This is a genomic window from Arthrobacter sp. TWP1-1, assembly GCF_049897845.1.
Lineage (GTDB): Bacteria > Actinomycetota > Actinomycetes > Actinomycetales > Micrococcaceae > Specibacter.
In genome coordinates, this window is the sequence record NZ_JAFCXC010000005.1 from 1 (window position 1) to 22,884 (window position 22,884).

The 22,884-nt window shown below is 61.8% G+C and carries 20 protein-coding genes; 3 read left to right on the forward strand and 17 right to left on the reverse strand.

Annotated elements, in window-relative coordinates:
- Nucleotides 1–195 precede the first annotated feature (195 nt).
- From ACP7B9_RS10540 to exaC, 7 genes are all read right to left on the reverse strand, one after another.
- A complete protein-coding gene (locus tag ACP7B9_RS10540) occupies nucleotides 196–2,013 on the reverse strand; it encodes an acetyl/propionyl/methylcrotonyl-CoA carboxylase subunit alpha (RefSeq protein ID WP_425863159.1) in 1,818 nt (605 codons plus the stop codon).
- Nucleotides 2,014–2,167: 154 nt separating this feature from the next.
- Complete coding sequence (locus tag ACP7B9_RS10545) at nucleotides 2,168–2,506, reverse strand: winged helix-turn-helix domain-containing protein (protein WP_425863161.1); 339 nt, start codon at nucleotides 2,504–2,506, stop codon at nucleotides 2,168–2,170.
- Entirely contained in the window at nucleotides 2,503–2,946 is a 444-nt protein-coding gene (locus ACP7B9_RS10550; RefSeq protein WP_425863162.1) for a hypothetical protein, read from the reverse strand. The genes ACP7B9_RS10545 and ACP7B9_RS10550 overlap by 4 nt, the downstream gene beginning before the upstream one ends.
- 186 nt (nucleotides 2,947–3,132) lie before the next feature.
- On the reverse strand, nucleotides 3,133–3,756 hold the full coding sequence (locus ACP7B9_RS10555; protein WP_425863163.1) for a Maf family protein: 624 nt from the start codon (nucleotides 3,754–3,756) through the stop codon (nucleotides 3,133–3,135).
- A gap of 25 nt (nucleotides 3,757–3,781) precedes the next feature.
- Entirely contained in the window at nucleotides 3,782–4,198 is a 417-nt protein-coding gene (locus tag ACP7B9_RS10560; protein ID WP_425863165.1) for a DUF779 domain-containing protein, read from the reverse strand.
- Nucleotides 4,199–4,322: 124 nt separating this feature from the next.
- The gene (gene adhP / locus ACP7B9_RS10565; protein ID WP_425863553.1) at nucleotides 4,323–5,333 is read right to left on the reverse strand and encodes an alcohol dehydrogenase AdhP; all 1,011 of its coding nucleotides are present in this window, start codon (nucleotides 5,331–5,333) and stop codon (nucleotides 4,323–4,325) included.
- A 134-nt stretch (nucleotides 5,334–5,467) separates the two neighbouring features.
- Complete coding sequence (gene exaC, locus ACP7B9_RS10570) at nucleotides 5,468–6,991, reverse strand: acetaldehyde dehydrogenase ExaC (protein WP_425863167.1); 1,524 nt, start codon at nucleotides 6,989–6,991, stop codon at nucleotides 5,468–5,470.
- 118 nt (nucleotides 6,992–7,109) lie between these two features.
- Here exaC and ACP7B9_RS10575 point away from each other — a divergent pair, with 118 nt between their 5' ends.
- Nucleotides 7,110–7,475 carry a hypothetical protein gene (locus ACP7B9_RS10575; protein ID WP_425863169.1) on the forward strand — a complete coding sequence of 122 codons (366 nt, stop codon included), beginning with the start codon at nucleotides 7,110–7,112 and terminating at the stop codon, nucleotides 7,473–7,475.
- A 15-nt stretch (nucleotides 7,476–7,490) separates the two neighbouring features.
- Here ACP7B9_RS10575 and ACP7B9_RS10580 read toward each other — a convergent pair whose 3' ends face one another.
- Together ACP7B9_RS10580 and ACP7B9_RS10585 are read right to left on the reverse strand one after the other, a co-directional pair.
- Entirely contained in the window at nucleotides 7,491–7,961 is a 471-nt protein-coding gene (locus ACP7B9_RS10580) for an HD domain-containing protein (RefSeq protein ID WP_425863171.1), read from the reverse strand.
- An 81-nt stretch (nucleotides 7,962–8,042) separates the two neighbouring features.
- Nucleotides 8,043–8,423, reverse strand: coding sequence for a DoxX family protein (locus ACP7B9_RS10585; RefSeq protein WP_425863172.1), 381 nt, complete (start codon nucleotides 8,421–8,423; stop codon nucleotides 8,043–8,045).
- A gap of 126 nt (nucleotides 8,424–8,549) precedes the next feature.
- Here ACP7B9_RS10585 and ACP7B9_RS10590 point away from each other — a divergent pair, with 126 nt between their 5' ends.
- Nucleotides 8,550–9,068, forward strand: a complete 519-nt coding sequence (locus ACP7B9_RS10590; RefSeq protein ID WP_425863174.1) for a MarR family winged helix-turn-helix transcriptional regulator — start codon at nucleotides 8,550–8,552, stop codon at nucleotides 9,066–9,068.
- 25 nt (nucleotides 9,069–9,093) lie between these two features.
- Here ACP7B9_RS10590 and ACP7B9_RS10595 read toward each other — a convergent pair whose 3' ends face one another.
- The 6 genes from ACP7B9_RS10595 to ACP7B9_RS10620 form a co-directional block, all read right to left on the reverse strand.
- Nucleotides 9,094–10,359 carry a GAF domain-containing protein gene (locus ACP7B9_RS10595; RefSeq protein WP_425863176.1) on the reverse strand — a complete coding sequence of 422 codons (1,266 nt, stop codon included), beginning with the start codon at nucleotides 10,357–10,359 and terminating at the stop codon, nucleotides 9,094–9,096.
- Between the two features lie 154 nt (nucleotides 10,360–10,513).
- Entirely contained in the window at nucleotides 10,514–13,174 is a 2,661-nt protein-coding gene (locus ACP7B9_RS10600) for an MMPL family transporter (RefSeq protein WP_425863178.1), read from the reverse strand.
- Between the two features lie 78 nt (nucleotides 13,175–13,252).
- Nucleotides 13,253–13,873 (reverse strand): TetR/AcrR family transcriptional regulator, encoded by a 621-nt coding sequence (locus ACP7B9_RS10605; RefSeq protein ID WP_425863180.1) that lies wholly within the window; start codon nucleotides 13,871–13,873, stop codon nucleotides 13,253–13,255.
- A 61-nt stretch (nucleotides 13,874–13,934) separates the two neighbouring features.
- A complete protein-coding gene (gene xdhC / locus ACP7B9_RS10610; RefSeq protein WP_425863182.1) occupies nucleotides 13,935–14,741 on the reverse strand; it encodes a xanthine dehydrogenase accessory protein XdhC in 807 nt (268 codons plus the stop codon).
- Between the two features lie 9 nt (nucleotides 14,742–14,750).
- The gene (gene xdhB, locus ACP7B9_RS10615) at nucleotides 14,751–17,111 is read right to left on the reverse strand and encodes a xanthine dehydrogenase molybdopterin binding subunit (RefSeq protein ID WP_425863184.1); all 2,361 of its coding nucleotides are present in this window, start codon (nucleotides 17,109–17,111) and stop codon (nucleotides 14,751–14,753) included.
- Nucleotides 17,108–18,607 (reverse strand): xanthine dehydrogenase small subunit, encoded by a 1,500-nt coding sequence (locus ACP7B9_RS10620; RefSeq protein ID WP_425863185.1) that lies wholly within the window; start codon nucleotides 18,605–18,607, stop codon nucleotides 17,108–17,110. The genes xdhB and ACP7B9_RS10620 overlap by 4 nt, the downstream gene beginning before the upstream one ends.
- Before the next feature lie 235 nt (nucleotides 18,608–18,842).
- Between ACP7B9_RS10620 and ACP7B9_RS10625 the strand changes: the two genes are divergently transcribed.
- On the forward strand, nucleotides 18,843–19,328 hold the full coding sequence (locus tag ACP7B9_RS10625) for a nucleoside deaminase (RefSeq protein ID WP_425863186.1): 486 nt from the start codon (nucleotides 18,843–18,845) through the stop codon (nucleotides 19,326–19,328).
- A 281-nt stretch (nucleotides 19,329–19,609) separates the two neighbouring features.
- Here ACP7B9_RS10625 and ACP7B9_RS10630 read toward each other — a convergent pair whose 3' ends face one another.
- Together ACP7B9_RS10630 and ACP7B9_RS10635 are read right to left on the reverse strand one after the other, a co-directional pair.
- On the reverse strand, nucleotides 19,610–21,037 hold the full coding sequence (locus tag ACP7B9_RS10630; RefSeq protein WP_425863188.1) for a dicarboxylate/amino acid:cation symporter: 1,428 nt from the start codon (nucleotides 21,035–21,037) through the stop codon (nucleotides 19,610–19,612).
- Nucleotides 21,038–21,141: 104 nt separating this feature from the next.
- A complete protein-coding gene (locus ACP7B9_RS10635; protein WP_425863190.1) occupies nucleotides 21,142–22,878 on the reverse strand; it encodes a DUF885 domain-containing protein in 1,737 nt (578 codons plus the stop codon).
- Nucleotides 22,879–22,884 lie beyond the last annotated feature (6 nt).

Sequence of the window (22,884 nt, forward strand, 5' to 3'; positions counted from 1 at the left end):
AAACAGATCGACGGCGGCTAGCCGCTGCTCGATGGTCAATGAACTACTTTTACGCATAAAAAACTCCCCGAAAGTAAGGAACTGAATTATTCAGTCCAACTTTCGGGGAGCAGTTCACAAATGAGGGAGCGTTTGTCATATGTGCCCCTAATGTGAGCGGGCGTTGGGGAAATGTGCCCCGTATGTGAGCGAGGGTCAGTCTTCGATCGTTGCCAGTACTGCGCCAGCGGAGACCGTGTCGCCTGCTGCCGCGCTGAGTCCGGTGACGGTGCCCGCGCGGTGTGCTGTCAGCGGCTGCTCCATCTTCATGGCCTCAAGAACCACGATCAGATCGCCTTCTGCAACAACGTCCCCGTCGGCCACGGCCACCTTGACGATGGTTCCCTGCATGGGCGAGGTGAGCGCGTTGCCATTGGCCGCAGCAGGTCCGGCGTTGCGGTTCCTTCCGGCCTTCTTGGGCTTCTTCGTCGCGGTGTTGCCGGCACCGTTGCTGACGGCGAACGACGACGGGAGTGTCACCTCGAGCCGTTTGCCACCCACCTCGACGGTTACGCTCTGGCGAGTGCCGGCGTCGTCCGTTGAACCGGCCGCAGAGGCGAGATCGAAGGCGGGGATGGTGTTGTTGAACTCGGTCTCGATCCAGCGGGTGTGGATCGTGAACGGCGAACCGTCCGCGGGGGCGAAGGCGGGATCGGCAACCACGGCGCGGTGGAACGGAAGCACGGTGGGCATGCCACCGATTTCCATCTCGGCCAGGGCGCGGTTGGCACGCTGGATGGCCTGCTCGCGGGTGGCGCCGGTGACGATGAGCTTTGCCAGCATGGAATCGAAGTTCCCGCCGATTACCTCGCCCGCCGTGATGCCGGAATCGACGCGAACGCCGGGGCCGGTGGGAAGCGTCATCGTGGAGACGGTGCCGGGTGCGGGCATGAAGCCACGGCCGGCATCCTCGCCGTTGATGCGGAATTCCAGTGAGTGACCGCGAACCTCGGGATCGCCGTAGCCGAGGTCTTCGCCGCGGGCGATCCGGAACTGCTCGCGGACCAGGTCAATGCCGGTGACCTCTTCGGAAACGGGGTGCTCCACCTGGAGGCGGGTGTTGACTTCGAGGAAGGAGATGGTGCCGTCGGTGCCCACGAGGAATTCGCAGGTGCCGGCGCCCTGGTACTTGGCTTCGGTCAAGATGGCCTTGGAGGCGGCGTACAGCTGGGCGTTCTGCGCGTCCGTCAAGAACGGAGCGGGAGCCTCTTCAACCAGTTTCTGGTTGCGGCGCTGGAGGGAGCAGTCGCGTGTGGAAACGACAACGACGTTGCCCGCAGCATCTGCCAAGCACTGGGTTTCCACGTGGCGCGGGGCGTCAAGGAAACGCTCAACGAAGCACTCGCCGCGGCCAAAGGCTGCGACTGCTTCGCGTACTGCAGACTCGTAAAGTTCGGGGATTTCTTCGCGGCTGCGCACAACCTTGATGCCACGGCCACCGCCACCATAGGCAGCCTTGATGGCCAGGGGCAGGCCGAATTCGTCGGCGAAGTCGAGGACTTCCTGCGTGGATTCGACCGGGTTTTTGGTGCCCGGGACCAGGGGTGCGCCCACCTTTTCGGCGATGTGGCGAGCCTGGACCTTGTCGCCAAGGGCTGCGATGGAGGCGGGGGAGGGGCCAATCCAGATGAGCCCGGCGTCGATCACTTTTTGAGCGAAGTCAGCGTTCTCGGACAGGAAACCATAGCCCGGGTGCACGGCGTCGGCGCCCGAGGCCTTGGCGGCGTCGAGGATCTTCTCCATGACGAGGTAGGAATCGGCGGCCGTGGAGCCGCCCAGGGCGAAGGCTTCATCGGCCATGCGCACATGCAGCGCTTCCCTGTCCGGCTCTGCGTAAACGGCTACGGAGGCGATGCCTTCGTCGCGGGCAGCCCGGATGATGCGGACAGCAATTTCACCGCGATTGGCGATCAGGACTTTGGTCAGCGATTTTGAGCCAGCTGTATTTGCGGCTGCAGAGCGTGAAATTCCCACACGAGACTCCTTCTATTCTGTGGAGAGCCTAGCGTGAATATGTGGATTTTCCTCACACATCATGGCGTTTATGCGTGTGTGACGACGATCCTTTGTGGAGTTCCTACAAAAATGGTCAAATGCTCGGTCCGCGCTCTGTTGAGGCGGGACTCCGCTATCCGCCGGCGATCAGGCGCAAGGTCGCGATGTGGTGTTCCCAGGCCTGCTGCCCGTCGGGGCTGAGGCTGACGGAGGTGCGCGGGAACTTGCCGACGAACGACTTCTTGATGCGCACAAATCCCGCCTTTTCCAGAAGCGAAAGTTGCTTGCTCAGCACGGAATCGCTGACCTGAATGGTGATGCGCAAGTCCTTGAAATCCATGGATTCCGTCTTAGCCAGCGCCGCAGCAATGGAAAATCTCACGGGCTGGTGCAGGACCTCGCTGAGCTCATGACGGGGATGTACGACGGCGTTCCCCTCGCCTTTTGCGTCTGGGTGCGTGTTCGGGCTCATGCGCGCAACTCCCGGAAGGCGGCGGCCAGACCAATGGCAGCAAGAACCACAGCGGCGGGAATGTAATAAGCCATGCTGCCGTGGGGGAATGCGAAGGCGCCAACAAGAAGGGCGATCATGTAGAGGCTCATGTAGGCGAATAGTGAAGTGTGGAAGCGCCTCGTAAAGCCTGTCTTGGTGGTTCGCAGCATCAGAGGCCAGATTGTGGCATTAACCGCTGCCCAGATGCCCACCGTTACCGCTAACAGAGGTGCGCCGTAACCGGTGTGGCCCACGATGTGCAGGCCAATCATGAGCATTGAGCCAAGGATGGCCAGAGAATTGAACACCATGGCGGCTGGCCAGCTCGCGGCACTGGTGGCCGAGGTGCCGATACCTTCGGCCCGGGCTAGGAGTTCGCGGGCTTCGGCGGCCGAGGGGGAGCTGCTGGGCTGGCTCATGGTGGTCCTTCCAGTTGAGTGGCGGTACCTGCTGACTCAACTATATGAAACTACTTTCCATTGCGTCAAGTAGTTTCTATGCTTTTCATGAACTTATGCGTGGCACTGGTCGCGGGTTCTGCGCATAAGCGCGCATGCGCAGAACCCGCGGCGGGTTTCCCGCATAAGTTCACAACTTCTGAGTCCTTAGGCCCACAAATCAGTGATGGACACCCCGGATTTCGCCAAGAGGCGGCGCAGCGTTGAAATGGACAGCCCCACCACGGTGTGCGGATCGCCTTCTATCCCAGAAATGAACGCTCCGGCCAGACCGTCAATCGTGAAGCCGCCGGCCACCTGGAGGGGTTCGCCCGTTGCGACATAAGCGTCGATCTCGGAATCCGACACGTCTTCAAAGGTGACCCGAGCGCTGGTGACCTCGCCGTGCGCAAGGGGAGCTCCGGCGTCGGACGTGGAAGAGGGGGAAGTGATGAGCCAATGGCCGGTGTGGAGCACGCCCGACTTGCCGCGCATCAACTGCCAGCGCTCGCGGGCAACATCGGGCTCCCACGGCTTGCCATAGGGTTCACCCTCGAATTCGAAGACCGAGTCGCAGCCAAGAACGTGTCCGGACGTGAGACTGGCGGCAACGGATTCCGCTTTCGCGCGGGCCAGCAAGAGGGCTGTTTCGGCGGGCGACAGTGGACCCGCTGCAGCCGTTGCGGCGTCCTCGTCAACATCGGACACCAGGACGCGGTGGGCAATACCGGCGTCGGCGAGCAATTTGGTGCGGGCAGGGGAGGCCGAGGCCAGGATTAGGGGCAAAGTCATGGCTCAAGCCTAGACGGCGTGCGTGTCACTGGGACGCCGGAACGAATCCATCCACCAGGCGCGAGCGAATCAGGAAGCGTTTGCCCTCGGGCGCCTCAACGGAGAATCCGCTGCCACGCCCGGCTACCACGTCCACCGTGAGATGCGTATGGGACCAATAGTTGAACTGTTCCTTGGACATCCAGAACTCCAACGGCCCGCGCTCCGGGAGCTCAAAGAGTCCCAGGAGGATGTCGGCCTCGGCCGTGATGAAGTCGCCCGCGGGGTAACACATGGGGGAGGAGCCGTCGCAGCAGCCCCCGGATTGGTGAAACATGAGCGGCCCATGCCGGTCCCACATCTTTTGGAGCAACTCCACGGCCGTGGCAGAGAGCGCCACCCGGGAAGAGGTCTCGCCAAGGATGGTGATGGCAGCATCCAAGGTTTCGGGGTTGGCGTCCATGGGAGTGCTCCTCAATAAGGTTGGCGTCTGTACCCAAAGTACGACGGGGGTGTGTCACCGTCACGGGGAAGGTGAGCTGCCGCCGTCGTACTTGGGCAAAGATGCAATACGGTTCAGGGAGGGGTTAGTAGGCGATGACGACGCGGCCGTCGATTTTGCCGGCCTTCATCTCCTTGAACACCTCGTTGATCTCGCCCAAGCTGCGGGTGGAGACCGTGGGGTGGATCAGGCCGCGGGCGTAGAAGTCGATGGCTTCGGCCATGTCCTGGCGGGTGCCCACGATGGAGCCCCTGATCGTCAGGCCCTTGAGTACCACGTCAAAGATGGGGGCCGGGAAGTCGCCCGGGGGCAGGCCGTTGAAGACGATGGTGCCGCCGCGGCGGGTCATGCCGATGGCTTGGCCAAACGCTGCAGGGTGCACGGCAGTAACTAGGACGCCATGAACGCCGCCGGTCGCGCGTTGGATGGCCTCCACGGGGTCCTCATCCCGGGCGTTGACGGTGATTTCGGCGCCGTGTTTGCGGGCCAGCGCCAACTTGTCCTCGGCAATGTCGACGGCGGCAACGCGCAGTCCCATAGCGACGGCGTACTGGACGGCTATGTGGCCCAGCCCGCCGATGCCAGAAATGACAACCCACTGGCCCGGTCGCGCCTCGGTCATCTTCAGGCCCTTGTACACGGTGACGCCAGCACACAGCACCGGTGCAATCTCCACGGGGTCGGCGCCCTCGGGGATGCGCGGGGCAAACTCGGCATCCACCAGCATGTACTCGCCGAAGGAACCGTCCACGCTGTAGCCGCCGTTCTGCTGGGACTCGCACAGGGTCTCCCATCCGGTGCGGCAGTATTCGCAGTCGCCGCAAGCCGACCACAGCCAGGCGTTGCCCACGAGGTCGCCAACGGCCAGGGAGGTGACGCCGTCGCCCAAGGTAACCACTTCACCCACTCCTTCATGGCCGGGTACGAATGGCGGACTGGGTTTGACGGGCCAGTCGCCCTCGGCGGCGTGCAGGTCCGTGTGGCAGACCCCGCTGGCTATCAACTTGATCAGGGCCTGGCCCGCTCCGGGGGTGGGTAGCGGATACTCCTCAACACTGAGGGGTGCGCCGAATTCCTTGACAATTGCTGCATGCATCGTGGTCATGTGGTTCTCCTTTGAACGTGGTGATGACGGGCGTTCGCCGGGCAGCTGAGGTCAGCTGCCCGGCGTCGTACTGCGGCAAGGGTGCGCGAGCGTTCCCGAAAACCTCCCCGTATGTGCGCGAGCGTCTAGAAGAAGCCCAACTTGTCCTCGCTGTAGCTGACCAGCAGGTTCTTGGTCTGCTGGTAGTGATCGAGCATCATGGCGTGGTTCTCGCGGCCGATGCCCGAGGACTTGTAACCACCGAACGCGGCGCCCGCGGGGTAGGCGTGGTAGTTGTTGACCCACACGCGACCGGCCTGGATTTCGCGGCCCGCACGGTAAGCGACGTTTCCATTGCGCGACCACACACCTGCACCGAGACCGTACAGGGTGTCGTTGGCGATGTGGAGCGCGTCGGCATAGTCGTCAAACTTCGTCACCGCGAGCACGGGGCCGAAGATCTCCTCCTGGAAGATGCGCATGTCATTGGTGCCCTCGAAAATGGTGGGCTTGACGTAGTAGCCGCCGGCCAGATCTCCGGGGAGGATGTTGCGCTCGCCGCCGGTCAGCAGCTTGGCGCCTTCCTGCTTGCCGATGTCCATGTAGGAAAGGATCTTCTCGAGCTGGTCATTGGAGGCCTGCGCTCCAATCTGGGTGTCGGTATCCAGCGGGTTGCCCTGGATGATGGCCTCGGTGCGGGCCACGGCGTCGGCCATGAACTTCTCGTACATGGATGCCTGGACAAGTGCGCGCGACGGGCACGTGCAGACCTCGCCCTGGTTGAAGGCGTAGAGCGTGAAGCCCTCGAGCGCCTTGTCGTAGAACGCGTCATTCTTGTCCATGACGTCGTCAAAGAAGAGGTTTGGGCTCTTGCCGCCAAGCTCCAGGGTGACCGGAATCAGGTTCTGGCTCGCGTACTGGCTGATCAAACGGCCCGTGGTGGTCTCGCCGGTGAATGCGATCTTGCGGATGCGCTTGCTGGAGGCGAGCGGCTTGCCGGCCTCCACGCCGAAGCCGTTCACCACGTTGATCACACCTGCAGGCAGGATGTCCGCGAGCAATTCCATGAGGACCAGAATGGACGCTGGTGTCTGTTCCGCTGGCTTAAGGACGACGGCGTTACCTGCCGCAAGTGCCGGCGCCAACTTCCAGACGGCCATAAGGATGGGGAAGTTCCAGGGGATGATCTGGCCGACCACACCGAGGGGCTCGTGATAGTGGTAGGCCGTGGTGTCGCCGTCGAGCTGGGTCAGGCGGCCCTCCTGAGCACGGACAACGGAGGCGAAGTAGCGGAAGTGGTCCGCGGCAAGAGGGATGTCGGCGTTGAGAGTTTCGCGGACGGCCTTGCCGTTGTCCCAGGTCTCGGCGACGGCGAGAAGTTCGACGTTCTCATCGATGCGGTCTGCCACCTTGTTCAGGATGGCTGCACGTTCTGTCGCGGAAGTCTTGCCCCAGCTCGGGGCTACCTTGTGCGCGGCGTCCAAAGCCAGCTCAATGTCTTCGGCCGTGCCGCGGGCTACCTCGCAGAAAACCTTGCCGGTGACGGGGGTGATGTTCTCAAAATACTCACCCTTGACCGGGGCGACCCACTCGCCACCAATCCAGTTTTCATAACGATCCTTGAAAGTGACCTTGGAACCCTCGGTTCCGGGTTGCGCATAAACAGCCATTGTTTAAACTCCTTCGCAGTGGGGGACATCAGCGTCCTTGTTTGGAAGCGTACGCGGGGCGAGGTTGCAACCACGTTGCATCCAGGTTGCATGACCTTGACAGCACTAGTCTTGGCTCATGGGGAACGAATTCTGGATCAACGTCCTTGCCGTGGTGATCGTTGCTACGACGGCGGGAATCCTCGTCGTGGGCTGCCTGCTGTTGCGGGCCATGGTGGGAGTGCGCAGCTGGAACTTCTACCTTGGCGCCGTCGGTACCGCATTTCTCGGCGTGCTGTGGGCCTACTTCAGGATGTACCGGCTCATGGGGCTCTCCGGAGAATCATGGGAGCGGAGTAATCAGCTCAGTGACGAGATGGAGGTATACCTCTCGCTCTTTCTCAACGGTCCGCTGGTGTGCCTTGCCACGGTCTTTGTGGGCGGCTTGTTGCTGTACCTGCTGGGGAAAACGGCCGCACGGGACCGCTTGGCGCGCGAAGTCTAATTTGGTGCACCAGAATTAGTTCGTGGCGAGCTCATCCAAAGCAAGGAGTTCGGTGGCCTTGGCGTACTTGGCCCGAAGTCGGTCCGCTGTGGCCGGATCCAACTTGGCTACGCGGACCGGATCGGTGTTGTCCTTCAAATCCGCGGCCTTGACCATGCGCGCAATCGGGTTGGCCCGGACTCGGGAAAAATAATCCTCAACGGGTTCACTATTGCGCTTTGTCATGGCATCCACGCCGGCGATAATTTCCATCGAAAATCCCCAAAGAATTAGATCCCTAAAACTGACCTCGGTATCCTCGATAACATCGTGGAGCCAAGCGACAGCCACAGCCGAATCGGGGGCCTCAGGAAATAGCAGCCGCACGTGTTCAGCGACTCGGGCAGTATGTTCAATGTAGTTGGCACCCACCTTGTCCAACTGACCGGCATGAGCGGTGCCGGCAACATCGGCGGCCATCGCAATTACATCTTCAGTTCGTCCCATAACCCCAGTTTTAGTTCGTCCCATCACCCCATTCTGCGGTGTATCCGCCCGCAAATCAATCATGCGGGCGCACAAGTCCTTCTAAGCTGCGAAAGCATAGGGGCCAAATCGGCCCCAGACAACAACAGCGGCGAGCAGAAGCAAGACACCGTTGATCACGATCGACTGATTCTCATGACGTTTGGCATGAACCACGATGGCCCCCGCCATGACAATCACCAGGCCCAGCGCAGCCAAGGGGACCAGGATGGTGGCGGTGCTAAGCAGCCCGGGCAGGATCAGGCCAACGGCGGCCAAGATTTCAACGAGCCCAATGACCTTGATGAAGTTTGCCGAGTAGTTCTCGGTCCACCCCATTCCAGAAGCCGCCAGTTTCTCTTTTGTTGAGGTCAGTTTCATGGCGCCGGCCGCCAAGAAAGCAACGGCAAGCAGGCCAGCAATGATCCAAAGTACTATGTTCATGATTTTCCACATCTGTTATTTGAAGCCAGATTGACTTCAAGCTTTAAGTAAACGGTACGTAGTTTTACTTAAAGTTGCAAGTCAACATCTGAACTCAATTCGCAGCCGACGCGATATGCTGGGTGTATGGATAGGACAAATTCACACGTACCGGATGCTGTTCCGGATGCTATGGGGGAGCCAGCCTGGCTCGATGCGGAGGAGCGGAGTGCTTGGATGCAGCTCATGAGCGTTCTAATGCGACTGCCCATGGAAATGGATGCGCAGTTGAGGCGTGATGCTGGCGTGAGCAACTTCGAGTACCAGCTGATGGCCGGCCTCTCCGAAGCTCCCTCACGAACGCTGCGCATGAGTGAACTGGCCGTCTTGACCGAGGGTTCACTGCAGCGCCTATCCCAGGTGGTTGGCCGATTGGAAAAATCCGGGTGGGTGGAACGCTCTCCCGATCCGAGCGACGGCCGCTACACGCTGGCCACACTGACCGAATCCGGGTGGGGCAAAGTTGTTCTGACGGCTCCGGGTCATGTCCGGACGGTCCGTAGCTTGGTGTTTGACCCGCTCACGAAGGCCCAGGTGCGCCAGCTGGCCACCATCAGCCAACGCATCTCGGCAGCCATCGATCCGGACGCCCAATGTCATCCGTAACGGTGCCCTTCGTAACGGTGCCGGCCTAGCCTTCCAGTTCCGCAACGTGAGCGACGACGGCGGATCGCTTCGGCGACCGCGGCGGAAGGAGGCGGAGTGCTGTGCGCCAAGCTTCGACGTCGTCCGCGGCCTCCGAAAGCTGCAAATACGTCAGCAGCACCTCGGGGCTGGCGTCATTGAGGATGGCCTCGCGCAGCTGCACGGCAACGCGGTTGCGGATCCCGGCAATGGCGGGCGCAAGCGAGCGCGGCATGACCTCGCCGCGGTAAATGTTCAGGGCCAGCCGGTGCGCGCCGCGATCAAGGTAGTTGTGCACCTGTTCGGCGTCGACAACCAGCGGGCGGGGGAGTCGGTAGGGGCGCGACGTCGGCACGAGCGACGGAGCGACGTCCAGCAGCAGCTTGCGCAGCCGCACCATCTCGGCCCTGATGCTGGTCAAGGAGGTGCCATCCGGATACACCTTGTTGGTCAGCTCCTCGGCGCTTAGGCCGTCGGGATGAAGCGCCAGTACTGCCAGGATTTCGGTATGCCGTTCGCTCAAGGTGACGGCCGCTCCGGCCACATGGAGCAGGCCCTGATCCCGGCCGAGGATCTGCAAACTGTCACGGTAGAGGGGCTTGGCTGCGGCTGCGCTGGAAGAACCTGCGCCGGATGAACCAGGCAACTTCCCGGGCCGTTGGCTCTCAGCCACTTGGCGTTCCAAGCGGTGAATACGGAGCTGGGCTTCCGCGGCAGCCACCGTGGCCTGCACCAGGGACAGCGTGTTGGAACCCACCGCATCGGCGCCGCCGGTGATGTCAACGATGCCGAGTATGGAACCCGAATCCGGATCGTGAACGGGCACCGCGGTGCAACTCCACGAATGAACGGCAGGGTTGAAATGCTCCTGGCCCACAATCTGCACACTCTTGCCCAAAACAAGTGCAGTGCCCGGGGCGCTGGTGCCCACCACGGGCTCTGACCAGTCGGCGCCCGTTGCGAAGTTGATGTTTTCACCGTGACGGCGTGCCGAAGAATCGCCCTCCACCCACAGCAGCCGGCCGTGCTCATCTCCCACGGCAATGAGCAACCCCGTGTCATGGCTGGGTTCAATGAGTAGCTTGCTGATGACAGGCATGATCGCGGCCAGCGGGTGGTCCCGGCGGAACTCGATCAATTCGCGGCTCTCCCACACCACAGGGGGTGCCAAACCGTCAGTCGTTGACAGCGCATCGAGGGACCGTTTCCACGATTCGCGCACCATCGACCGCATCGCCGGCATGCCGTCGAGGAGGGGGTAGTTTGGCGACATCAACTCTCCAAAACGAAGGGCACGAAGTGGCGGTTTACGGTATCAAAGCTTCCGTTGTGCCGTGGCTCACAAGTGTAGTGCACGTGCGTGGAGTGCACATGAGAAAGGCGGGCGGAGCCGAAGCCCCACCCGCCCTGTGCTTTTCCCGTGCCGTTTAGCGAGCCGTCGAAGATTCCAGCTCATCGACGTCGTCCGGGATGTCCATTGAGGCGAGCTTGGCGCCCTCCACATCGACATCCGGCAGGATCTTGTCGAGCCACGCCGGAATCCACCAGGCGGTCTTGCCGAGCAGGTGCATGGCGGCCGGGACGATGGTCATGCGCACCACAAATGCATCAATGAGCACGCCGAAGGCCAAAGCGAAACCTAGCGGGCGCACCATGGTCAGATGGCTGAAGATAAAGCCGGAGAACACGCTGATCATGATGATCGCGGCCGCCGTGACAACCGGTGCGGCGTGCTTGAATCCAGTCCGCACGGCCTGCTTGGCGTCCTGTCCATGCGCATATGCCTCACGCATTCCCGAAGCAATGAACACCTGGTAATCCATGGCCAGGCCGAACAGTACGCCGATCAAAATGATCGGCAGGAAGCTGAGCACCGCGGCAGGATTCGCGACGTCAAAGATCCCGCCGAGCCAACCCCACTGGTACACGGCCACCACGCCACCAAAGGCGGCCACGAGCGAGAGCAGGAAACCTGCGGTTGCCAGCAGTGGCACAAGGATGGAACGGAACACCAGGATGAGCAGCACCAATGAAAGTCCGACGACGATGGCCAGGTAAGGCGGCAGCGCCGCTCCCAGCTTTTCCGAGACATCGACGTTGGCGGCTGTTTGGCCCGTGAGCCCGATGCTTACGTCGAGCTCGGAAGCGATTGCGGCGCTTTGGGTCCGCAGATCATGAATCACCTGGACGGTGCTCTCGCTGGCCGGGCCTTCCGTGGGGATGACCTGGTAGACGGCGGTCCGCAGATCCTCGCTGACCATGACGGGCACGGCGGCCGTGACATTGGCGACGTCGCGCAGCTTGTCTGCTACATCCAGATTCAGCTCCGTGGCGGCTGCTGTATCCAGTCCGGCGGGCAGCGAACCGACCACGATGATGGGGCCGTTCATGCCTTCGCCAAAGTTATCGCCCGTGATGGAGTAGGCCTGGAACGCGCTGGAATCGACGGGTTCGGAGCCGCCGTCGGGCAATGCCAGACGCAAGCCCGTTGCCGGGATGGCGATGACGATCAAGGCGATCACCGCACCAATCAGGGAAATGACCGGGTGCTTCGTGACAAGCCCGCCCCAGCCCTTTGCGCTACGAGCAATGTCGGCAGCTTCATCGGCGGCTGACTTCTCGGCGTTGTTCATGCCCACGAGCTTGGCCTGGTGTGTCGCTGTTGCCAGGGAATTCTTGGCCCACGCCTTTTTGGAGATGATCTTTGTGCCGATCAGCGACAGCAGGGCCGGGGTCAGGGTCAAGGCAATCAACACAGATACGGCAACGGTTGCGGCCGCAGCCAGGCCAAGAATGGCGAGGAACGGCAGTCCGGTGACGGCGAGTGCGGCCAGGGCGATGACAACCGTCAGCCCGGCAAAGGTGACAGCGTTGCCCGAGGTGCCGGTGGCTTTGGCAATGGATTCACGCATCGCCATGCCTGCCAGCAATTGCTGACGGTGCCGGTTGACGATGAACAGCGAGTAATCGATGCCCACGGCCAGCCCCAACATCAAGGCCAGCATGGGTGAGATGGAGGACATTTCAATGACGGTTGTCAATGCCATGGTGCCGCCAACACCGATACCAACGCCGACAACGGCCATCAGTAGGGGCAGGCCGGCGGCCACAAAAGTCCCCAGCATGATCAGCAGCACTGCGGCTGCCACTGCAATGCCCACCACCTCGGACACTCCGAACAACGAGGAGACATCTTCAACAATTTCCTTGCTGTAGGAAACGGTGACGCCGCTGGATTCCAGCGTGTTCAGCTTGTCCTGGACCAACTGGCGGTTTGCCGGCGTCACACCATTCATGGACTCGGTGAACTGAATTTGGCCGATGGCAGCCTTGCCGTTCTCCGAGACGAATAGCACGGCTGCGGAGGCATCCAGGGTGCGCTGTCCGGAAGCAAGCTCTGCCTTCTTGGCAACCAAGGTGGCCTGCCCGGCGTCGAACTTGGCCTTGCCAGCGTCAAACTGATCCTGACCGGCCTGCCACTGGGCCTTTTGGGTATCCAGCGCAGCCTGTCCGGCAGCGAGCTGGGCGGCAGCACCGGCCGCTTCCGGCGAACCGGCCGGCAGCGCCGCGGACTGGGCCTTTTGGGTATCCAGTTGGGCTTGAGCGGCGTCGAGCTGGGTCTTGCCTGCGGCTATTTCGGCAGCCGCAGCGTCCAGAGCGGGCTTTTCCGTGGCAAGTTGGGCCTCGCCCGCGGCCAGCGCCTTGGTGCCGTCAGCTAGTTTGGCGGCTCCGTCCTTCTGGGAAGCGGTGGTCAGGAACGGATCAATGACACCCTTGACGGTTGGCACGGTTGTGACGGTTTTCAGGGCAGCCGTGATGGCCGTTTCCTGGGTTGCCGTAAACGGTTCGCCGTTGGCGCTGGTGAACACCACGGCACCGGTGCCGCCCGAAGCCTCAGGCAGATCGGCCTGGAGCTTGTCCGCCATCTGCTGGGTTTCGGTCCCGGGGATCTGAAAGTTATTGGACATGGGGCCCATGAAGAGGACCGCTGCACCGCCGACGAGTCCAACGATGACGGCCCAGCCGGTGATCACCAGCCATGCGCGTCGGGCGGAGAACCGTCCCAATTTATAGAGCCAAAGGGCCATGATAAATCCGTTCTGTGTGTGGCAAATCTGTGTCTGAAAACGCTGTGTCTGGCAATCCTGCGAAGCAGGATGAAAGAGTTAGAAACCGTTGCGAAGCAGCGAGATGGTGGTGTCTAGGTGCTGGCGAAGTTGAGCCAATGATGGCTCCGAGGTGTCGGCGCCATATTCCTTGCACCAGATGAGGAAAGCTGCCCGGCAGCTGCCCATAATGGCGCCCACCAAGGCCAGGATGTAGAGCTCGGTGGTGTCTTCTGGGAGACGGTGGCGGGCCACCACCGCGATCTTCATGGTGCATTCGTCCCAAGCCTGAAGCTGGAGACGATCCATCAGCGGGTCCTGGGTGTAGGAGAAGGTTTCGGCCAAGATGGCCAGATCGGAGGTGTTTCCCACGGTGGATAGGGCCGCCTGGGCCGATTCCAGAATGGGTTCGCTGGCCGGACGGGCTTCAAAAGCTGTTATGACCGAGTCCAGATAACGCTGGGTGTAGCTGGTCACTGCCGCTTCTACCGAGGAGAAGTAGTTGAAGAAGGTGCGTCGGGAAACCCCGGCGGCGGCAGCTACGTCGTCGACCGTGAACGAATTCAGGTCTCGATCACGCAGAAAATTCAAAGCGGCAGAGGCGATTGCCTCACGGGTTGCCGCCTTGTTGAGCTCGCGCCGGGACGGCTGCGGCTCGGGATTGGTTGTAGAAATACTCACATGACTACACTAAGTGCAAGTTTGCACTTTGTGCAAATACTGCTTTGGGGCCGCGTAACCGTCAGCTGCGTGCCGCAGCGTTTTCCCAACGGATCAGTAGATCCGAGACAACTCCGACGGCGATGCTGGCTGGATCTTTACCGGCAATGGACGCCAGGCCGATGGGGCAGGTGATCCTGTCGATCTCGATGTCCTCGTAGCCTTCCTCGCTCAGTTTCTTGCGGAAGCGCGAGAATTTACTGTGGGATCCAATGAGTCCGATGTACGACGGCGCGGCCCGGAGCGCGGCTTCGCATAGGATCAAATCCTCGGAGTGGTCATGCGTGAGCACCAGAACAACGGCTCCCGGGGGAAGGGTTGGCAACACCGACTCCGGTGCCGGTTCGTGGTGGATCGCGAGTGTTGCCTGGCCAGCCGCCAGGTGTTGGATACTCTCGGGGGAGAGTGCTTCCTGACGGGAGTCGACAAGCACCAGATTAATGGGGTGCCGGGCAAGAATGTGGGCGATCTCGTAGCCAACATGACCCAGTCCAAAGATCGCAACGGTTCGCCGAGGGTTGAGCACTTCGAGCATGACGGTGACTTCGCCGCCACAGCATTGCACACCGTGAGTTCCGGCAACCTTGTCGTTGAGGGCAAAAGTCATGAGCTCTGCTGCCCCGCTGCCCGTCTTGATGAGTTCGCGTGCCCTGTCGATGACGTTGGCCTCGAAATTGCCGCCACCGATCGTCCCCCATGAATCATGGGCAGAGACCACCAATTTAGCCCCCGCATCACGGGGTGAATGGCCGCGCACGTGCGCGAGCGTGGCGATGACGGCCGTTTCGTTCAGCTCACGGAGGCGGACAACCGCAGCCAACCAATCCACGGCGACCCCCTAGTCCTTTGCGGTTCTCTGGCCAGGTGTTCTCTGGCCGAGCGCCGCCTGGATGGCCCAAAAGACGGCCTCTGGTGTTGCCGGAGACTCAAGAATGACGCTGTGGCCCGCCGACCCGAACGCGCCGACGGCGTCCCGGAGTGCCTCACGGGCGCTGAAGGCGAGCATCAACGGGGGCTCACCCACGGCCTTTGAACCGTAAACGGCGCCCTCTTCTTCGGCATGTTCCATGAGCTGGACATTGAACTGTTCGGGCATCTCGGAAAAGCTCGGAATCTTATAGGTGCTTGCCGACTGAGTCAGCAAACGGCCTCGCGCTGGGCCGTCACTTTCATCCCAGCGCAGATCCTCCAACGTCAGCCACCCCACGCCTTGTACGTACCCGCCTTCGATCTGCCCGACGTCGACGACGGGCGAGAGGGAATCTCCGGCGTCGTGCACAATGTCCACCCGGCGAAAGCTATAGGCGCCGGTGAAGCCGTCAACCTCAACCTCCGTGACAGACACGCCGCCGGCAAAGTACTTGAAAGGCTCTCCCTGCATGAGCTCCGGATTCCAATGGAGGCCCTCGGTTCTGTAATACCCCGCGGCCCACAATTGCACGCGCTGCAGGTAGGACTTCATGACCACCTCGGCGAAGGTGAAGCTGCTGTCCTTGACGCCCAGGCCGGTGACTAGGCCATTCGTGAAGCGGACGTCGTTGCCCGAAACGCCGAGCATTCCGCCGGCTACCGGTGCCATGCGCGCAAGAATTTGTTCACAGGCGTTCTTGACGGCGCCACCGTTGAGATCGGATCCGGAACTGGCCGCGGTTGCCGAGGTGTTGGGCACCTTGTCGGTGCGGGTGGGGGCCAGCCGGACGGCTGTCAGCGGGATGCCCAGGGCGGTGGCCGCCACCTGCAACATTTTCGTGTGCAGCCCCTGGCCCATCTCGGTGCCGCCGTGACTGATCAGCACCGAACCGTCCTTGTAAACGTGAACCAGTGCGCCGGCTTGGTTGAGTGCCACGAGGTTAAAGGAGATACCGAATTTCACCGGCGTGATGGCCAAGCCGCGCTTACGGTGTGGATGTGCGGCGTTGAAGGCGTCAACTTCCCGGCGCCGCTCGTTAAAGTTGCTCTTTTCAAGACACTGTTCCCACATCGTGGTGACCCGACCGGCATGTCGCACGGCCATCCCGTACGGAGTGGTGTCGCCTTCGCGGTAGAAATTCTTCCGCCGCAACTCCTCCGGCGCCAGGCCAAGGAGGGGTGCACACCGTCCAAGAATGTCCTCGATCAGCATCATGCCTTGCGGCCCGCCGAAGCCACGGAACGCCGTCTGGGATGTCTTGTTGGACTTAGCCACCCGACCCTGGACGTGCACATGGGGAATGTTGTAGTTGTTGTCGACATGGCACAGGGCCCGGGCCAAGACCGCCTCCGAGAGATCAAGGCACCAACCGCCGTCGGACGTCAAAACAGCCTTCAGGGCCAGCAACTTTCCATCCTCCGAAAAACCGGCCTCCCATGAGGTGTGAAATCCATGCCTTTTGCCCGTCATGGTCATATCCAGCGTGCGGTTGAGCCGGACACGAACCGGCCGTCCCGTCAGTAGCGTGCCAATCGCGGCGACGGCGGCAAAGCCATGCGACTGCATTTCCTTGCCGCCAAAGGCGCCACCCATGCGCAAACTCTGGACGGTAATGTCGTGGCTGGCAAGGCCCAGCACGTGGGCCAGAATTTCTTGGGTCTCGGACGGGTGCTGGGTGCTGCTCTGGACGAAGATCTGGCCGCCTTCATCGACAGTGGCCAATGCTGCTTGGGTTTCCAGATAGAAATGCTCCTGGCCGGAGAACTCCGTGACCCCTGAAAAAGTCCTTGCGGCGGTGGCCAAGGTGGCATCCGAATCGCCCCGGCTAACTGTCCTGCGTTGGCCTTGGAAAGATCCAGCGGCGATGGCGTCGGCGACCGAGATCAGTGATGGGAGCTCCTCGTAATCAACCTCGACGGCGGCAGCGCCGGCCCGGGCGGCCTCCTGGTCCTCGCCCAAGACCCACGCCACTGCGTGCCCGTGGAACATGGCCGCGGAAGGGAAAAGAGGTTCGTCGTGATTGATTCCGCAGTCGTTGAGGCCGGGAACATCAGCGGCCGTGAGGACCCGGATGACACCGGGGATGGCCAGCGCGGCATCCGTTCCGATAGAGCGGATCCGGGCGTGGGCGTGAGGGGATTGAACGGGCCAGGCGGTCAGTGTCCCGGGAGTGCGCGCGGCGATGTCGTCGGTGTAGAGCGCCTGCCCTGTCGCATGCAGGCGGGCACTTTCATGCGGGACAGCTTCGCCGACGACGGCCCCGCTGGGTCGCTGTGATAGCTGGCTCATGCGCTGGCCTCCTTGCTCGCAGCGTTCTCGGCATTCACAGCGTTCACAGCATTCTCGGCGTAGAGCTTGAGTAGTGCGTTGGAGAGCATCATCGAGCGGTAGTGGGAGCTGGCACGATGATCGCTCAGGGGCGTTCCTGCTGCGCCCAGGACTGCGGCGGCTCGTTCAATAGTCTCGTGGGTCCAGGGTTTTCCGGTGAGGAATTCTTCCGTGGCAAAGGCGCGAAGTGGGGTGGCGGCTACACCGCCGAGACCGATCCGGGCGCTGGTGATCATTTGCGCATCAATCTGCAGGCTGAAGGCGATGGCCACGCTGGAGATGTCATCAAAGCGGCGCTTCGCGATCTTGTGGAAGGCACTCAGGTTCGACAACGGAAGTGGGATGCGGACCGCCTTGATGAGTTCGCCGGGTTCCTTGAGGGTCGTCCGGTAACCGGTGAAGTAGTCAGCCAGGGGCAGGACCCGTTCGCCGCCGGTGGAGACCAAGACGATTTTCGCCTGGAGGGCCAGTAGCGCCGGTGCGCTGTCGCCGATCGGAGACCCCGTGCCAAGGTTTCCACCCAATGTTGCGCGGTTGCGAATGAGTCGGGAGGCGAATTGGGGGATGAGCTGCGCCAAGAGGGGAACCTTGCCATCGAGCACTTTTTCAATATCGCTCAGTGGTGCCGCGGCGCCGATTTCCACCTCGTCAGCCCTCATCACAATTGAGTCCAATTCCGGGATTCGGTCGATGGCGATGACCAGTGGGGAACGGCGGGCTTTGATGTTGACGTCGACACCCCAATCGGTGCTCCCGGCAACCAAGATTGCTGTGGGGGTTTCGGCAAGGAGCGCGCAGGCCTGCTCGATCGTGGTGGCACGCACGAACTGTCCGTCGGATCGGCTGAGTTGGGTTGGCCGATAGTCCGGGGCTGGATTATCCCGGCGACGTGCCAAAACCTCGTCGAGTGCGGCTCCCAATGAGTAGGCTGCGTCTCGGATGGGACGGTAGCCCGTGCAACGGCAGAGGTTTCCGCTGAGCGCCTGAAGATCGAAGCCGTTGGAGCCCAGCTCACCGTGGGCGTGCTCCACTGTGGTTTGTTCGGGCGCCCGGTCCTTGCGGTAATACTCCGACGCCATGCTGCAAACAAATCCCGGGGTGCAGTAGCCGCATTGGGAACCGCCGGCCTGTGCCATGGCCGCCTGGACAGGATGCATGTTGTCCGGCGTTCCCAGCCCCTCGGAGGTCACTAGCTCCTGCCCATCGAGGGTGGCCATGGGCACCAGACACGAATTGACTGCGGTCCAGTTCGTCCCGCCGTCGCGGTCCGTTTGAGCCAGGAGGATTGCACAGGCACCACACTCGCCCTCGGCGCACCCCTCTTTGGTGCCCGTGAGGCGGTTTTCGCGGAGCCAATCAAGGACGGTGGTGTGTGACGGTGACGGCCCGAACTCGCGCTGCACACCATTGATGATGAACCGGGGCTCAGCGCCCGCGGCAGCTTCAGGAGTATTCATCGTGGCGCTCCGGCTTCATTGTCGTCGCAGATAGTGCTGATGGTGCTGATATTGCTGTCAGGATAACCGCTGACCTCGACGCGGATACCTTGTTAGTCTCATCTTGTCGTATTTCTCTTGCAGACGGCCCATTTGCGGAACAACTTTTTTAGGCAACAGGGACTGCCGGATCTTTGATCCTCCGGTGCTCCAAACAACAAGCAAGACAACAGCTAGACAGCAAGGAAGTGGCCTCATGGATGAATCACAACGGACAGCGCATTACCTGGCCAAGGCGGTGCAGCTGGCTACAGAAAACGTGCGTAACAACGGTGGCCCCTTCGGCGCCATTGTCGTCACGGCGGACGGGCGTGAGTTTGAGGGGGTGAACCGGGTGACGGCGAATCTTGATCCCACGGCCCACGCCGAGGTGACGGCCATCCGCAACGCCTGCCAGGGGGTCGGCAACTTCGATTTGTCAGGGGCCACCCTTTACACCAGCTGCGAGCCCTGCCCCATGTGCTTGGCGTCGTCGCTGTGGGCCCGAATTGGCCGCGTTTACTTCGCTGCGGATCGCCAGGACGCTGCCGACGCCGGCTTCGACGATGCGCTTTTCTACCAGTACTTTGACGGCCAGGACAACCGCAGCTTGATGCCGGTGGCCCAAATTTCTCCCGATACGGGCAGCGCCGTCGATCCGTTCGATGAATGGCGCGCCAATTTGAACAAGACGGCATACTAGGCGCCCGCTAAACAAAAAAATCCCGCCTCTGAACGGTTCAGGGGAGGGAATCGGTCACAGTAACTGAGAAGACGACCCAAGACGTGTAGCGGTGCGTTCCGTCGGGCATGCCTGAGTCTGCTTTGACCCGTCAGATAATGCCCTTCAGAACGTTCTAAACGGCGTGATCTGACGGGTCAACGAACGGCAGCGGCGGGTGAGGGGTGCGCCGTCGTACTTTGGCGGGGAAAACACAAAAGGGGAGCATGTCGCGTGACATGCTCCCCTTTTGGCGGATTCTCCTAGGCGTTGGCAGGCTCCCGCTGGGGATCCACGCCGTCGGACTTCTCGCCAGGATTCAGCTCGGCCAGCAGGTCATCGGCGTCGTCCGCGAACGGGTTGCCATTGCGGGGAGCGTTGTACAGCTCCTCGTCAAGGATGCCCTGACGCTTAGACACAATGGTCGGCACCAGCGCCTGCCCGGCGACGTTGAGGGCAGTGCGGCCCATGTCAACGATCGGGTCAACGGCCAGCAGAAGTCCGACGCCGGCCAGCGGCAGTCCCAGCGTGGAAAGGGTCAAGGTCAGCATGACGACGGCGCCCGTGGTGCCCGCCGTCGCGGCTGAACCAAGAACCGAGACCAGAACAATCAGCAGGTACTGGCTCAGAGTCAGGTCAATACCGAAGAACTGCGCCACGAAAACCGCTGCAACGGCAGGGTAGATGGCGGCGCAACCGTCCATCTTCGTGGTGGCGCCCAACGGCACAGCGAAGGAAGCGTAGGCCCGGGGGACGCCAAGGTTACGTTCGGTCACACGCTGGGTCAGTGGAAGTGTGCCGATCGAGGAGCGGGACACGAAGCCAAGCTGGACAGCCGGCCACACGCCGGAGAAGTACTGCTTGATGGACAGGCCGTGGCTCTTGATCAGCACGGGGTACACAACGAACATGACAAGTGCCAGTCCAAGGTAGATGGCCACGGTGAACTTGCCCAGTGAACCGATGGTGGTCCAGCCATAGGTTGCCACGGCGTTACCGATAAGGCCGACGGTGCCGATCGGGGCGAGGCGGATGATCCACCACAGGACCTTCTGGATCACGGCAAGTGCGGAACCGTTGAGCTTCAGGAAGGGATCGGCAGCCTTGCCGATCTTCAGTGCGGCAATGCCGACAACGATCGCGATGACAAGGATCTGCAGCACGTTGAAGCTGACGCTGGTGGTCATGGCGCCGGATTCGGCAACCTTCGTTGAGGCGCTCAGGCCAAGGAAGTTAGAGGGGAACAAGCCAATCAGGAAGGACCACCAGTCACCGGACTTACCGGTGTATTCCTTAGGCGTTGCCGTTCCGGTGCCGGTGCCCGGCTGGAACAGGACACCAAGGAAGATGCCGATTGTCACGGCGATCAAAGAGGTGATGGCAAACCACAGCAGCGTATTCCAGGCCAGCCGGGCGGCATTGGTGACCTGACGAAGGTTCGCAATGGAGGACACCACCGCCGTGAAGATCAACGGAACAACAGCGGCCTTGAGGATCGAGACGTAGCTGGATCCGATGGTGCTCAAGGTGGTGACCAGGCCGTTGGGATCCGTCTCGGGATCCCCGCCCAGCTGGCGGGCGAGCAGCCCCAGTGCCAAACCGGCAATCAGTGCCGCAATGATTTGAATGCCGAAGGAGCTGGCCCATTTGGGCAGCCTCGACACTGGGGGAGTGATTGCTGTGGAAGTCATGGCTCAACGGTAGGCGCGGAACAATAGCACCAGGAAATTAGTGTTTCCTTGTATGACGCGAAAAATGCTCAAATATTACGCGCCTACCGTGAGCTGACGGGCCATCAGTCCAACAGGGCAACCTTCAGGGTGTCAAGGCCCACAGAGCCAATGTTGAGCGCCTGAGTGTGGAAGTTCCGCAGGGAGAAAGCATGCCCGTCACGTGCTGAGCGGGCATCCCGGATTTCCTCCCAGAGCCGCTGCCCGATCTTGTAGGACGGTGCCTGGCCCGGCCAGCCGAGGTACCGGTTGAATTCAAAGTCCAACTGCCCGGCGGAGATGTCCAAGTTGGCGGCCAGGAAATCGTAGCCCTTCTCCGGTGTCCAGGTCCCCGAGCCCCAGCTCTCCGGAATCTGCAGCTGCAGGTGAACGCCAATGTCGAAAACCACCCGTGCTGCGCGCATGCGCTGGCCATCCAGCATGCCCATCTTGTCGCCCGGATCGGAGAGATAGCCCAGATCATCCATGAGGCGCTCGGCGTAAAGGGCCCAGCCCTCGCCGTGGCCGGAGACCCAGCAGACGTTCCGGCGCCAATCGTTCAAGAGCGCCGATTGATACGTTGCCGTGGCCACCTGCAGGTGATGCCCCGGCACGCCCTCGTGGTAAACCGTGGTGGTTTCGGCCCACGTGGTGAAGGAGTCTTCGCCAACTGGCACCGACCACCACATGCGTCCCGGGCGGGAGAAATCCTCCGACGGTCCGGTGTAGTAGATGCCGCCATCCTGCGTGGGGGCAATGCGGCATTCCAGCGCCCGCATGATGTCGGGGATATCGAACTGAGTGCCGGCAAGGTCATTTACAGCGGCGTTGGAGAGCTCCTGCATCCACTGCGTGAGCGCCTCGGTGCCATGCAACTGGCGGGCGGGATCTGCATTGAGAATGGCCTTGGCTTCGGCGATGCTGGCACCGGGCTTGATGGTGTCAGCCACAACCTCCTGCTCGGCAATGATGCGGTCCAGTTCGGCAACGCCCCACGCATACGTTTCCTCAAGATCAACCGTTGCGCCAAGGAATTGCCGCGAGGCGAGTGAATAACGCTCCCTGCCCACGGCGTCGTCCGCCGGAGCCAACGGCAGCAGCTCCTGGCGCAGATAGTTCACGAGCGATTCGTAGCCTGCCCGGGCCAACTCTGCATTGGCGAGCAACGCAGCGGTGAGGTGGGCTGGAAGTCCGCGTCCGGCGTCGTCCGTTGCAGGTGCATCAGGCGTTGAAGCAGCGGCAGGAGCATCCAGCTCGGCATCGCTGGCCAGGGAAACGAAGAAACCGTCGGTGGCGGCGTGCCGTTCGCACTGCTCGATCACGGTGAGGACCTGCCGCCGCGCCGCCACCAAACCGCGCTCGGCGCCGGCACGCAGGGAGGCGATGTAGCCATCAACAGCGCCCGCAACGTTGGTCAACCGTGCCGCGATGTGCTCCCAATCAGCGACCGTGGCGGTGGGCATGAGGTCAAAAATAGCGCGAATTTCCTGCGCCGGAGAAGCAATGTTGTTCAAATCCGCCAACGGCCAGCCACTCTCGTGCAGCTCGAGATCAAGGCCAAGCCGCTCGTTCATGGCATGCAAAGTGACCTTGTCGACGTCGTCCGCCGGCGTCAACTCCGCCAGCTTCGCCAGCGTCTCCCGGGCCGCCTCGGCCATGGCGTTTAGGCCCGCGGGGGAGTGATCGCGGTACTCGCTTTCATGCCCGGGACGGCCAAGTGCGGTGGCGAATCCGGGATCCAGCGCAAGCAGCGTTTCCGTGTAGGCGTTCGCGACGTGGTCAATGGCGGTGGCGGCACGGGCGGCCGGTGCAGGCAAAGTCATGCCAAG